The organism is Flagellimonas alvinocaridis (genome assembly GCF_004916895.1).
Taxonomy (GTDB): Bacteria; Bacteroidota; Bacteroidia; order Flavobacteriales; family Flavobacteriaceae; genus Flagellimonas; species Flagellimonas alvinocaridis.
On record NZ_SNTZ01000013.1, the window covers coordinates 1 to 13,058 of the forward strand.

General features: G+C 41.4%; 11 protein-coding genes. 7 read left to right on the forward strand and 4 right to left on the reverse strand.

The window, feature by feature from the left end:
• Nucleotides 1-337 precede the first annotated feature (337 nt).
• Complete coding sequence (locus EZV76_RS14890) at nucleotides 338-2,431, reverse strand: putative porin (RefSeq protein ID WP_236640937.1); 2,094 nt, start codon at nucleotides 2,429-2,431, stop codon at nucleotides 338-340.
• 146 nt (nucleotides 2,432-2,577) lie between these two features.
• On the opposite strand from EZV76_RS14890, the gene rnhB reads away from it, so the two are divergent.
• The 4 genes from rnhB (at nucleotide 2,578) to EZV76_RS14910 (ending at nucleotide 7,812) form a co-directional block, all read left to right on the forward strand.
• Nucleotides 2,578-3,174, forward strand: a complete 597-nt coding sequence (gene rnhB / locus EZV76_RS14895; RefSeq protein WP_136567366.1) for a ribonuclease HII — start codon at nucleotides 2,578-2,580, stop codon at nucleotides 3,172-3,174.
• A gap of 29 nt (nucleotides 3,175-3,203) precedes the next feature.
• The gene (locus EZV76_RS14900; protein ID WP_136567367.1) at nucleotides 3,204-5,657 is read left to right on the forward strand and encodes a ribonuclease HII; all 2,454 of its coding nucleotides are present in this window, start codon (nucleotides 3,204-3,206) and stop codon (nucleotides 5,655-5,657) included.
• Nucleotides 5,658-5,784: 127 nt separating this feature from the next.
• On the forward strand, nucleotides 5,785-7,104 hold the full coding sequence (locus tag EZV76_RS14905; RefSeq protein WP_136567368.1) for an OmpA family protein: 1,320 nt from the start codon (nucleotides 5,785-5,787) through the stop codon (nucleotides 7,102-7,104).
• A gap of 12 nt (nucleotides 7,105-7,116) precedes the next feature.
• Nucleotides 7,117-7,812, forward strand: coding sequence for a TapB family protein (locus EZV76_RS14910; RefSeq protein WP_136567369.1), 696 nt, complete (start codon nucleotides 7,117-7,119; stop codon nucleotides 7,810-7,812).
• A 31-nt stretch (nucleotides 7,813-7,843) separates the two neighbouring features.
• Here the strand turns inward: EZV76_RS14910 and lipB are convergent, their stop codons facing one another.
• The 3 genes from lipB to EZV76_RS14925 are packed head-to-tail and all read right to left on the reverse strand — an operon-like array spanning nucleotide 7,844 to nucleotide 9,491.
• Nucleotides 7,844-8,560, reverse strand: coding sequence for a lipoyl(octanoyl) transferase LipB (lipB, locus tag EZV76_RS14915; RefSeq protein ID WP_136567370.1), 717 nt, complete (start codon nucleotides 8,558-8,560; stop codon nucleotides 7,844-7,846).
• Nucleotides 8,561-8,592: 32 nt separating this feature from the next.
• A complete protein-coding gene (locus tag EZV76_RS14920; RefSeq protein ID WP_136567371.1) occupies nucleotides 8,593-9,330 on the reverse strand; it encodes a hypothetical protein in 738 nt (245 codons plus the stop codon).
• 5 nt (nucleotides 9,331-9,335) lie between these two features.
• Complete coding sequence (locus EZV76_RS14925) at nucleotides 9,336-9,491, reverse strand: YqaE/Pmp3 family membrane protein (protein ID WP_073177245.1); 156 nt, start codon at nucleotides 9,489-9,491, stop codon at nucleotides 9,336-9,338.
• A 71-nt stretch (nucleotides 9,492-9,562) separates the two neighbouring features.
• On the opposite strand from EZV76_RS14925, the gene EZV76_RS17440 reads away from it, so the two are divergent.
• The 3 genes from EZV76_RS17440 to lysS all read left to right on the forward strand — a co-directional run bounded on the left by EZV76_RS17440 (nucleotide 9,563) and on the right by lysS (nucleotide 13,033).
• Nucleotides 9,563-10,681, forward strand: a complete 1,119-nt coding sequence (locus EZV76_RS17440) for a response regulator transcription factor (protein ID WP_313790967.1) — start codon at nucleotides 9,563-9,565, stop codon at nucleotides 10,679-10,681.
• Between the two features lie 49 nt (nucleotides 10,682-10,730).
• Nucleotides 10,731-11,276, forward strand: a complete 546-nt coding sequence (locus EZV76_RS14935) for a thioredoxin family protein (RefSeq protein WP_136567372.1) — start codon at nucleotides 10,731-10,733, stop codon at nucleotides 11,274-11,276.
• 65 nt (nucleotides 11,277-11,341) lie between these two features.
• Nucleotides 11,342-13,033: a lysine--tRNA ligase gene (lysS, locus tag EZV76_RS14940; protein WP_136567373.1), complete on the forward strand. Its 1,692-nt coding sequence runs from the start codon at nucleotides 11,342-11,344 to the stop codon at nucleotides 13,031-13,033.
• Nucleotides 13,034-13,058 lie beyond the last annotated feature (25 nt).

Consider the following 13,058-nt stretch of genomic DNA (forward strand, 5'->3'; position numbering starts at 1 on the left):
CTGCCGCTAGCGTTCATCCTGAGCCAGGATCAAACTCTTCATTGTATTTCCTTGAATGTCTGTCCGACACCCGGAAACCAGAGTCCCCGCATCAAAATGGTTCTTAATTCTCTTTACGCTGTCGTTACAATATGTATATGAACTTCTTCACTCTTTTTCCCCGGGAAAACACCTCTCGGCCCTCCCGAAGCGCCTTGCCTTATCAGCTAAGCGGGTGCAAATATAAGAAGGTTATTTCTTCTCCACAAAATGTTTTGCTGTATTTTTTTTCAAAAAAATGCGTTAAAAATGTAAGCTGCTGTTTTTCAGAGACCCTCTCTGAAAATTATTTTTTCTTTTATGAAAAGAAGTTCCAAACCAATCCAAAACGGATAACAAAGTCTCGGTATGGATAGTTAGGCGCCGAATAATAATTGGGCCCTGAAAAGATGGAATTAAGGTGCTCCGCCTTTAAATATATTCGTGTTTGCCTGACCTTGGCATTAATAAATAGATCAAGCAACGGATATCCTCCCAATTCTTCATTGTTCTGAATGTAAAATTCACCCAGCAATGGGTTGTATGCATTCATATTATAAGAAGTAAAGTACTTAAAGGTTACCCCGGTCTGTAGAAACATGGCTTTTTTAAATACATTACTCGAAAAATACAAGGAATTTCTAGTGACCAATTGGGGAAGATTAAGTACTTGATTGTCTTGTGTGACTTCTTGGTACAATACCGTATTGGCCAATGCCCATTTCCTCCATTTAAACTCCTTGGTGTACTTTGCCCTTAAATGGTTTATGGTTGAGGACTCTTGAAAGGGTTTCACAAAAGCAGTTCCCTGACCATTATCAATCTGTTCTTGCGTAGCGGTAGATGAAAAGTAGGTATAGTTGTCCATCATACTGTACTCCCCTTCCAGTCTACCCAATAGTTTTGAATTGAAACCTGCCTTTATGCTTTTCACTTGTTGCTTTTCAAAAGTATCTGTATTCTGCCAATTGTAGTTTCTGTAATCACTTTGGTACAACAGATAATTAAAATCTGGCATTCGGGATGAAATATGGATGCCTCCCATAATTGAAGTGCTCTCGTTCAATTTATAATCCACCATGGCATTCAATCTGTTGCCTGTAAGATCGCCTGCTACAGTATAATCCAACTCTCCTTTTAACGACAGTGGTCCAATTCTTTTGGAATACGCTCCTCCAACCGTTATTTCTTGTCCGTCCAGTTTATTCTGAATGGTTCCTTCTTCCGTTATTAAAATACTATTGAAGTAATAGTTGTAGTTATATAGACTTGCGCTTCCTGTAAGTTTTCCCAAAGTTCTATTGGAGAATTCCACACTACCTTTATTGAACATGGTCTTCAACCTGGCCCTGTCCTCTATAGGCACTAAAAATGGGTCATCCCCAAAGGCATCATTCTGGGCCGATTGGTTAAAGTCGAACAATTTTGTTTCGTATGTAAATTCATGGCCAATGGTAAGTGTTGTTGGGTCCTTGTCAAGAGAATCCTTTGGACTGTTCACCAATTTGTACCTATGGTCAAAGAAATACCGTTTCCCTAAAATCCTATTACCTGCATTCGTGTACCTGACATCTATTTTTGACCTATCCTGAAAATCGTCCAGTTCCCCTTCAAACTGTTCCCTGTTCAATAGGCCTCCATTTTCATCCGCCTCTATTTCCTGCGCTGCAATATGACCTCGCAACCCATATCTACCATTTTGGGTTGAATAATTAAAGGTAGCCCTGAAATTTCCTGATTGGGCCTGATCAAATCTATACTTCCCTAGAGACCTAAATCCATTATAGGCCAAGGATGCATTAAACCTCTTGGACAGATTGAATGTTAGCAAGGCGTCTAAAAATTGTCCCTGCTCCATGGAGGTTTTAAACATCAGTTCTGTCATTGGGGTAGGAACATGGTAATACATAATGTCCTCTACCTCAAAGTACCGGGCGTGTTTGGCCGTTGCTCCCAAACGGGGATAATATGGGTTTTCCGTAAAAGTTCTGCCTAGTACATTATAGGGTTGTCCCATATTGGAAAAGGGCATCAACTCAAAATCGTCTTGGCGGATATAATTGTATTTGTACTCCTTATTTATGGTAAGTGTAGTATCTAAAAAGGTAGTATCCCTTAGATAAGATATAATTTTATAGTCTTCAATGAAAACCGAATCTTCCTCTTCAATCTTCTTTTGCATCCTAACAAACCTCTCCCGCTTATCAATTCCTGATGGCTTTATCGAATCTTTTGGTTTTATCTTTAGGGAATCCATTTCCGTTACCTTCAACGAATCCACTTTTTGTAGTTCCAAAGAATCTTTCTTGACAATCCTCAAGGAATCTGCTTCTTTTTGTGGAGGCAATGAGTCCTGTTGTGCAAAGAGAGCTTGTCCCAAAAAAAAGAGCAGTGCAAAAAATAGAAATCTCATTCCATGGTTTTGGTCTGGCAAAGGTATACGTTTTGTTTCTAAAGAAATGTGAAAAGTTTGGTTGTGGCAGATGCTGGAGAGTGGGTTAACAGCCAAAATTTGGCATTACCCTCCCAAGCTATTATCTTTCCCATATATTGAGTAACATGCTTAAAACCCTATATAAGTATCCCAATGAAGCTGGAACCGATGAGGCAGGACGAGGCTGCTTGGCTGGACCGGTAACCGCAGCCGCCATTATTCTACCTGATGATTTTAAGAATACCCTCCTGAATGACTCCAAACAGCTCTCCGAGGCCAAAAGGGATATCCTAAGGCCCATTTTGGAAAAAGAAGCAGTATCTTTTTCTGTTTGCCATGTTTTTCAAGATGAGATTGATGAGATCAATATCCTCAACGCTTCTTTTTTGGCCATGCACCGAGCCTTGGATGATATGCACCACAAACCTGATTTTATTTTGGTGGATGGAAATCGTTTCAAACCCTACCCATCCATTTCACATGAGTGCATCATTAAAGGTGATGGAAAATTCATGAGCATTGCAGCTGCATCTATATTGGCCAAAACTTACAGGGATGCGTATATGGCCGCCATACATGAAGAATTCCCCATGTACAATTGGAAAAAGAACAAGGGCTATCCGACCAAGGAACATCGGGAAGCCATAAAAAAATATGGTTTGACAAAATATCACAGAAAAAGCTTCAGACAGCTTCCAGAACAATTAACGCTGGATATTTAAAAATCCTAACTTTGTTTTAAACTTCAAAAATGAGACTTAAGGTACTTATTTGCTTGCTCCCTTTTTTTATCCTATCCTGCAAAACCGAGGTGAAGACCAAAGAATCATTATTGGGCCACCTTCCTCCCAATCCAGCTTTAATTATTAAAGTCAGTAATCTTTCCAATTTTAAAAGCGAACTAAAGAACAATTCCTTTTTGGGAAAAACCAACGGATTCTCTGTTTATAAGGAACTCCTGGGCCAAATGGACGGGATGAAATATGTTTCCACGGACCAACCTTGTATTCTTGCATTTTATCAAGTGGGCAAGGATAATTATGATTTTGTGCTGCTTGCTGAAAACAACCCTAATTTCTTTAACGTGGATGAAGCGGCCAACAAGACTATTGAGACCCTATCCTATGAAAGCAAGGACATTACCAAATACAGCTTGGATGATTATGCAGTCTTTGCCATGGTCAGTGATGGCAAAATAGCTCTCTGCTCCTCGCAAATGCTCATGGAAAACATGGTGCGGGCCAAAAACGAAAATCCCGTAAACCCTACCCTTGAGAAATTGTATGCGACATCAGCGATCAATAAGTCGGCTACATTGTTCATAAATCTGGACGAAAACCCTTCGCTTTTGTCCCTAAAGAATGGAAATAAAGCTTCAAAGCCCTTTTCGGAATGGGTATCGCTCGACTTTACCGCCAACTCGGACGAGGTAAACCTTAATGGTATTGCCATGGCCCCCGATTCCACCAAAAATTTCATCAATTTATTTAAAGGAACAGCACCATTGGCCAATAAAACCCCTCTTTTTGCACCATTGAATGCGCAAGCCATACTGTCCTATACTTTTGATGACTATCAGGTTTTTGCCAAGAACCAGAATACCTATCTTGATAGAACTAAGCCTGTTGACTCTCTCTTTAACACCATTGAAGAAGTGGGCGTAATTTATTTGAACAATCAAAAGGTGGTGCTACTCAACTCCTTTGGCACCGAAAGTCTCACCGAGTTCTTGGAAAGGGACAAAGCTTCGGCACAAACCTATCAGGGCAGTGAAATCATCGAACTGCAAAATAAAAATCTTCTGTCCGAAGGGTTTGCTCCCTTGGTATCGGATTTTGATTCCAATTTTTACACCATTCTGGAAAATAGCTTTATTTTTTCCGAGGACAAAGAGGCATTGCAGACCATCATCAACAACCATAGCAGTGGTACATCGTTCAGCAACAGCCCTATCTACCAAACCGCAAAGACACCATTGGCCAGTGAGTCCAGTGTACTTTTTATTTCAGGGGGTGATGGAATCGATTTTTTTGCCGATAAGGAATTAGCAACCAAACTTTCCGATCCCATCCAAAAAACGGATTTAGACGAATTTACCTTTGCCACACAACTAGTGGCGGACAGTGATTTTGCACATTTCAACATATTGATTTCCAAAGTAGGGAAAACTGTCACCAGCAATACAGTTACCCCTCTTTTTACGCTTGAACTTGATACGGATCTTGCCATAGACCCCCAATTTGTGAAAAACCATAGGACCAATAAGCAGGAAATTGTGGTGCAGGACCAAAACAATGTGTTGTATCTGGTTTCCACGGAAGGAAAAGTGCTTTGGACCAAACAGCTGGACAGTAGGATTCGCGGCCCTATTCAACAAGTGGATATTTACAAGAACGGACGACTCCAATTGGCCTTTTGCACAAGCAACCAGTTTATGATCATTGATCGTAACGGTAAAGATGTACCTCCATTCAAAATAGATTTTGAAGGCGGCAACCTAAATCCCCTGGCCGTTTTCGATTATGATGGAAAAAAAGACTATCGGTTTGTGATCACCCAAGGAAGAAAAGTACATATGTACAACAACAAGGCAAAAATTGTGGGTGGCTTTACCTTTACCGAAGCAACCAGTCCCATCATTACAACTCCAAAACATTTTAGGGTATCCAACAGAGATTACTTGGTATTTCAGTTAGAGGACCAAACCCTTAAAATTTTGCACCGTACCGGGAAAGACCGGATAAAAGTGGCCGAAAAGATAGATTTCTCCAACAATGAAGCATTCCTTTATAAGAACAAGATTTCCATGACCAACAAAAAAGGGGTCCTCCACCAAATAGATACCAATGGAAAGCTAACTGCCACCAATTTTAATCTGAACAATGACCATGGCATGTACGCAACAAGCAACACTTTGGTGTTCATGGACGATAATGTACTCAGCATTAAAGGAAAAAAAGTTGAGCTGGATTTGGGGGTATACTCCAAACCCAAAATTTTCTACATCCATGACAAAATCTATGTGAGTGTCACCGATATACAAAGCCAAAAAATATATTTATTTGACAGCCAAGCAAAACCCATTCCCAATTTCCCAGTCTTTGGCAACTCCCTTATTGACCTTACCGACATGGACAATGACAAAAAATTGGAATTGGTGGCCAAGGACCAAGAAAACTCACTCATTGTGTATAAAATGAATTAACAATAACTTCACTACGGCTTATACATTAGTTTAGACGAGTTACACATTTTCACCCTTCCGCAGAATGCTTTTTTAGTATCTTGGATAGCATTATTTTGCTCAAAAACCTTAACTAAAGTAAACCGTAATGAAAACCTCAAGCAAAACCATCTTCAGTTTGTTGATTGCACTGATGATTGGCTCCAGCATGAATGCCCAATTCTTGAAAAAATTGGGTAAGAAAGCTGAAAAAGCCGCTCAGCGTACCATTGAACGAAGGGTTGAAAAAGAAACAAGCGAAAAGACCGATCAAGCACTGGACAGTATTCTGGAACCAGGCTCTGGCGGAAATCAAGCACCCGGTAATCCTCAAACTGGAAACACTCCCTCGAGTACAGGCAACAATTCAGGAAACAATACCAATACTGGTTCATCAGACGTGCCACAGACCAAAAGCATCACCGTTTACAGTAAGTTCGATTTCGTACCAGGAGACAAACTCATGTTCTTTGATGACTATTCCAAGGATTTTATAGGTGACTTCCCTTCCAAATGGAACACCAATGGTAGCGGCGAAGTGGTTACCATAGACAATTCTCCACAACGCTGGATGGAACTCATTCCCGGATACGGCATTCACTATATTCCCAATATGCCCAACCTCCCCGAGGAATACACCATTGAGTTCGACTTGTTGACCCACGGTATGGACAACCAGACATCATCCACGGCAGGAATAGAGATTTCTTTGAGTGATGATGAAAATTTTAAGGCAGGCAACCATTATGTTGAGGCTTGGCTTCCTGTAGGCCAATATGCCGCTTTTGGAATACGAGCAAAAAACTATATCTACGGTGAGGGAACGGCAATCAATAGTGAGGTAAGGGCCGATATAAGACAGGCTGTACTCAACCAGCCCCATATTTCCATTGCGGTGAACAAGGCCCGTTTCCGACTTTGGGTAAACGAAGAAAAATATGTGGATATCCCCCGTTTGGTCCCAGAGAACAAGTTGACTACCCTTAAGTTCAATGTAAATGGGATAAAGGATGGAAAGGAAAAAATCTTTATTTCCAACCTTAAAGTGGCCGAAGGAGGGGTGGATCTTCGCAGAAAACTTCTTTCAGATGGCAAGGTTTCAACCAATGGCATCCTGTTTGATGTAGGGTCTGCAAACATTCAACCCCAATCCATGGGGATTATTCTACAAATATCCCAAGTATTGGCCCAAGAATCTTCCATGAAACTAAAAATTGTGGGACATACAGATTCTGATGGCACAGATGAAAGCAATTTAACACTATCCAAGAACAGGGCCGAAGCTGTAAGAAACACCCTGATATCTGTCTATGGGGTATCCGCAGACCGATTGACTTCGGAAGGAAAAGGGGAAAGTGAGCCCGTAGGAGATAACAACACTCCAGATGGGAAGGCGCAGAACAGAAGAGTTGAATTCATAAAACAATAAGAACATAACATCATGAAACACTATTTTTTTGCATTACTCACCGTAATGTTCTCCATGGGCATTGTATTGGGGCAATCAAACTGTAGCCACTATTATCCTTTGGTGGATGGCGCAAACTTTGAGTATACCAGCTATGACAAAAAAGGAAAGGAAGAAGGAAAAATCAATTACAAGGTTACCAATGTAAACGGGTCGGGAGACAATGTTACCGCAACCATGGTCATGCAATTGGAAGACCAAAAGGGCAATACTTACGATTCTGAATACAATGTTACCTGCGATGGGGATAAGGTGAAAATTGACTTTAAGTCATTGATGAACGAACAAATGTTGAACCAATTGGGCGAAATGGAAGTGGAAGTCTCTGGAACAGATATAGAACTGCCCAGTAATCTTGGGGTGGGACAGGAACTTCCGGATGGTAATGTTACCGTACAGATGAAAATGGGCGGCGCCATGAACATGAACATGAATGTGGAGACCATCAACCGAAAAGTGGAAAAAATAGAAACAGTGACCACTCCGGCTGGCACATTTAAAAACTGTCTGGTCATCTACAGTGAGACACGTACCAAAATGATAATGGCCAACCAGACCATGCCTTCAAGGGTATGGATCGCCGAAGGCATAGGGATGGTAAAACAGGAATCCTATAATAAAAGTGGTAAATTAATGGCCAGTTCTGTACTTACAGCATACAGCTTATGACCAGCTTAAGCGGATGAGCACAAAACCGGGGTCATGCCTCGGTTTTTTCTTTTACCAGTTCCGCGTTAAAAAGGGTTACAAAATGATTAAGCAGTTTTTGCCTCACCTCTTCCATATCCACTTCCTTTTTACCCAATTCCACATTAAGGGAAGTTACAGCCTTATCCTTTATCCCACAGGGAATCATAAGGTCAAAATAGCCCAAGTCCGTGTTGACGTTCAGGGCAAAGCCGTGCATGGTTACCCATCTACTGGCCCGTACGCCCATGGCACATATCTTTCGGGCAAAGGGAGTGCCCACATCCAACCAAACACCGGTTTCCCCTTCAGAGCGTTCGGCTTTTAGGCCATATTCGGCCAATGTCAAAATCACCATTTCTTCCAAAAACCGAAGGTATTTGTGGATGTCCGTAAAAAAATTGTCCAAATCCAGAATGGGGTAGCCCACTACTTGTCCAGGGCCGTGATAGGTAATATCTCCACCCCTATTGATCTTATAAAAAGTGGCCCCCTTTGTTTTCAGCACCTGTTCATCCACCAACAGATTGTCCATGTCCCCGCTTTTGCCCAAGGTATAGACATGGGGGTGTTCCACAAACAAAAAATGGTTGGGGGTATCCACGTCGGCACCTTCTCTTCTATTCTTGACCTTTAGGTCAACTATATCCTTGAAAAGTGTTTCTTGGTAATCCCACGTTTCCTTGTAATCCTTATGTCCAAGGTCCTGAACCTTTACTTTTTTGTTCATGCTGCAAAGATACGAAGGCTTGGGGTGGAAATCTATTTTTCCAGCTCTACCTGAAGGTCCAAAGCAGTCGGGTCCTTCATCAGGTCTAAAAACGACATTTCGTAGATGAGTGTTTTTCCATCGGCACTAAACGTAGCCTCTTCCAAATTGGTTGACTTTACTTTCTTGGGGAAATGATATTTAATTGTATAGGTAGACCCTGAAAGGAACATCTCGGCCCCAGTCAAACTATCCAAACTCTGTTGGAACAACTCTTCATCGATAATTGTTGCCTTACGGGAAAAGGTGTTTCCATTAAAGGTGTAATTGACTTCTGTGGCTTGGTCAGAACCTGCCATTGGGGCTTGTTGTTGGCCCTTGCCCGCATTCAGCATTCCTGCCTCCCGAAAAGCATTGAAAGCGTCATTCACCTGACTTACATCTTTAAATTCACTAAACAGGTCGAACTTCATGACTTTTTCCTCAGCATTCATGACCATATGCAGGTTAAAGTGTTCCAAACGCCTTAGTTTGGCCTGCTCTTCCGGGGTAAGCTCAGCTATACTGTCGTGCTTTTCTTCCAATAATTCTTTGAACGAAATAATACTATCGACAGGTTTTTCATTGGTCTTCGCCATTTCATCCCCTGCCATTTGCATGAGTTCGGAACCGTCAAAGTTGATGGACATTTTTCCAGAACCATCCTCTTCAAAATGGATTTCTTCAGTAAAATTACAGGAATAGGCAACCAGAGCTGCCAGCGCGCAAATAAAAACTTTAATGTTTTTCATACTTTTCAGTTCGTATTGTTTAAAATGACAAGGGCTCCTATAACTCCGGGCACCCAGCCACAAAACGTCAAAAGTAGCACAATAAAAAAAGAGCCGCAACCTTTTCCGATTACCGAAAGGGGTGGAAAAAGAATGGCCAACAACACTCTCCAAAAACTCATGGTATAAATTTTGATTGATGATACTTATTAGTATACAGATCAAAACATTTGTTACATAAAAACCTGTATTTTTGAGGTTTATTGATTTTAATATGCGGTTTTTTGTCTTTTCCTTACTTCTGATGGGTTCCAATTTACTATTTGGACAGTACCACTTTTCGGGAAAAGTAGTGCAAGCCCAACCAGGACAGAACATCTACCTATCCTTGGTGGAGGACTACCGAAAGGCATCCCGCATTTATGTAAACCAGATTATCGCAAAAACCCAAGTGGACTCATTGGGTAATTTTCGGTTCAGCGGAAACCATCTTCCAGATAAAAACAGAATGTATAGAATTCATCTGGACAATTGCTCCAATGATGATGAAGCCCGTCATTTTCTGGGACAATGCAGCAACAGTCAAAGTATTGTTTTTATAGGGCACAACAGGGATACGCTTTATTTTCCACCCTCTTTTGATGACCAAGCACTCTGCTCGGTCACTTCCACCAATCCAAAATCGGATCTGTTATTGCAAGTTAATGCCTTGAAAGAGGAAATGGCCTATAATTTTATGGAGTATCACAGTGATGCCAATAGGGCCCTAAATGAAAAAAAATGGTTTTCTACCCTGCAAGATTTTGGACAAAATTCCGGAGAGCCTTTGGTGGAACTTTATATCTATGATTTTTTATCGGACAAAAGGAGCGAAACCTATCGTTATTACCTCAAAGACCTGCAGACCAATCCATATTACCAAGGCCTTTCCCACCGATTACAGTCTACCTATCCCAATACAAGCTTCACCGAGGAATTTCGCACAGAAATCGGGTTGGACCAACAATTGGCGAACACCGGTGCATCCAGCTTTTGGCAGTGGAAATGGATTTTGCAAATTTTATTGATTCTGTCCATATTGGCCAACATGTACTTTTTGGCCACCCGAAAAATTAAACTACAGGCTAATGTACGCTCCAATTTACAGCAGCTTACCCCCCAAGAGCGGAATATTGTGGATTATATTCTACAAGATATGAGCAACAAGGAAATAGCAGCTGAACTATTCATTAGTTTAAGCACTGTAAAAACCCACATCAACAATCTCTACAAAAAGCTGGGGGTTTCTTCACGTGAAGAAATCGTATCACTTTACAAACAAAAAATCAACCGGGGGTCTAGTCCCTATTTCCAACCAAGAAAATCAGTTTAAAGCCCAGTTTTCATGCAATTTTCGATTCTAATCCAAACATCGAAAAATCATGAAATCCATCATTTTTACAGTCCTGCTGATGCTATGCACCGGTCGAGGCCTTTCTCAGGCGTACCATCAAGAAATTATTTTGGAAAACGGCAACCGGTTTTTAATAGGAGAAATCAATTTAAAAAATCTGGAAGCTCTTCCCTACCAATCATGGTACCTGCAAGGATATCAAAACTACACCGTAGACCCTACCTTGGTACATCTCTTTAGAAAAAAATTGAAAGATTACAACGTTACATTGTTCCTTGGCACTTGGTGCGGCGATAGTAAAAGGGAGGTCCCTAGGTTCATAAAAATATTGGAAGCCGCCAAATTTCCCATGGACCAATTAAAGATCATTGCTTTGGACAGAAGGAAAGAGCACTACAAAAAAAGTCCAACGGGTGAGGAAAAGGGACTCAACATCATAAAGGTTCCCACCATGATCTTCTTTAAAAATGGGAAAGAGGTCAACCGCATTGTGGAAAGACCCATTGAAAACTTGGAAGAAGACATTGCCCAAATTGTCTTAAACAAGGCTTATATCCCCAATTATGCACATTAAGGCTAGAGCAAGGCCAAATATTAAAGCGCAAAAGTGTAATTTTGCGCTTTAATTTTTTATAGACTATGCAACTATCGGAACAAGAAATCGTTCGAAGGGAAAAATTGACCAAACTTAGGGAAATGGGAATCAACCCCTACCCTGCAGCATTGTATCCTGTTGATACCACTTCCAAGAGTATCAAGAACGATTTTGAAGAAGGAAAAAAAGTAGTGATTTCCGGTAGATTGATGTCGCGCAGAATCCAAGGAAAAGCCTCCTTTGCTGAACTTCAAGATAGTGAGGGTCGTATCCAAGTATACTTTAATAGGGATGAAATTTGTCCAGATGACGACAAGACACTTTACAATGATGTCTATAAAAAACTTTTGGACATTGGGGATATCATCGGGGTTGAGGGTGAACTTTTTAAGACTCAAGTAGGCGAAAAAACCGTAATGGTGAAAAACTTCAGTTTGCTTAGTAAGGCGTTAAGACCATTGCCACTGCCAAAAGTGAACGAGGAAGGAAAAGTATATGACGCCTTTAACGACCCCGAACTACGCTACCGTCAACGGTATGTGGATTTAGTGGTGAATCCGCAGGTAAAGGACACGTTTATCAAGAGAACAAAGATTACGAACAGTATCCGTGAATTCTACAACGAACGTGGATATCTGGAGGTAGAAACCCCGATTCTTCAACCTATTCCAGGAGGAGCGGCAGCCCGTCCGTTCTTAACGCATCACAATGCATTGAACATACCTTTGTACCTACGGATTGCCAACGAGCTATATCTAAAAAGATTGATTGTTGGTGGGTTTGACGGTGTTTACGAATTTTCAAAAGACTTCCGTAACGAGGGAATGGACCGTACCCATAATCCAGAGTTTACCGTAATGGAGCTTTACGTGGCGTATAAGGACTATAACTGGATGATGGACACCACTGAAAAACTATTGGAAAAAGTGGCCGTTGATGCTACGGGAAGCTCCAAAGTAAAAGTAGGGAACCACGAAATAGAATTTAAGGCACCATATCCGCGGGTTCCCATTTTGGAGGCTATAAAAATCCATACGGGCTACGATGTGGCGGGCATGGGCGAGGATGAACTTCGTGAAGTGGCCAAAAAATTGGACATTGAAGTGGACGAGACCATGGGTGTGGGCAAACTCATTGATGAAATCTTCGGTGAAAAATGTGAGCACCATTACATACAACCCACCTTTATTACGGATTATCCAAAGGAAATGAGTCCCTTGACCAAAGAGCACCGAAACAACCCTGCGCTTACCGAGCGTTTTGAGTTGATGGTGAACGGAAAAGAATTGGCAAATGCTTACTCGGAACTTAACGACCCCATTGATCAACGGGAACGTTTTGAAGAACAGCTAAAACTTTCAGAAAAAGGGGATGATGAGGCCATGTTCATTGATCAAGATTTCTTGCGTGCCTTGGAATACGGTATGCCCCCTACTTCCGGGATCGGGATCGGGATAGATCGTTTGGTGATGCTCATGACCAACAATTCTTCCATTCAAGAGGTGTTGTTCTTCCCTCAAATGCGGCCTGAAAAGAAAAAAGTGGAGCTTACCGAAGAGGAAAAAGCTATTTTGGACATTCTTAAACCGCAAGGCGAAATGTCTTTGTCCGAACTTAAGGAGAAAGCTGGCCTTAGTGGAAAAAAATGGGACAAGAGCACCAAAAACCTGAGCAAACATGGGCTTTTAAAAGTTGAAAAAACGGAAGATTCCCTCTTGGCAAAATATACCGGTTAAGCTACTATCAAAATAGGTGTTTGGT

Coding starts and splice junctions, on each gene's coding strand:
- EZV76_RS14890 (WP_236640937.1), bottom strand. CDS start 2,431: ATGAGATTTCTATTTTTTGCACTGCTCTTTTTTTTGGGACAAGCTCTC.
- rnhB (WP_136567366.1), top strand. CDS start 2,578: ATGCTTAAAACCCTATATAAGTATCCCAATGAAGCTGGAACCGATGAG.
- EZV76_RS14900 (WP_136567367.1), top strand. CDS start 3,204: ATGAGACTTAAGGTACTTATTTGCTTGCTCCCTTTTTTTATCCTATCC.
- EZV76_RS14905 (WP_136567368.1), top strand. CDS start 5,785: ATGAAAACCTCAAGCAAAACCATCTTCAGTTTGTTGATTGCACTGATG.
- EZV76_RS14910 (WP_136567369.1), top strand. CDS start 7,117: ATGAAACACTATTTTTTTGCATTACTCACCGTAATGTTCTCCATGGGC.
- lipB (WP_136567370.1), bottom strand. CDS start 8,560: ATGAACAAAAAAGTAAAGGTTCAGGACCTTGGACATAAGGATTACAAG.
- EZV76_RS14920 (WP_136567371.1), bottom strand. CDS start 9,330: ATGAAAAACATTAAAGTTTTTATTTGCGCGCTGGCAGCTCTGGTTGCC.
- EZV76_RS14925 (WP_073177245.1), bottom strand. CDS start 9,491: ATGAGTTTTTGGAGAGTGTTGTTGGCCATTCTTTTTCCACCCCTTTCG.
- EZV76_RS14935 (WP_136567372.1), top strand. CDS start 10,731: ATGAAATCCATCATTTTTACAGTCCTGCTGATGCTATGCACCGGTCGA.
- lysS (WP_136567373.1), top strand. CDS start 11,342: ATGCAACTATCGGAACAAGAAATCGTTCGAAGGGAAAAATTGACCAAA.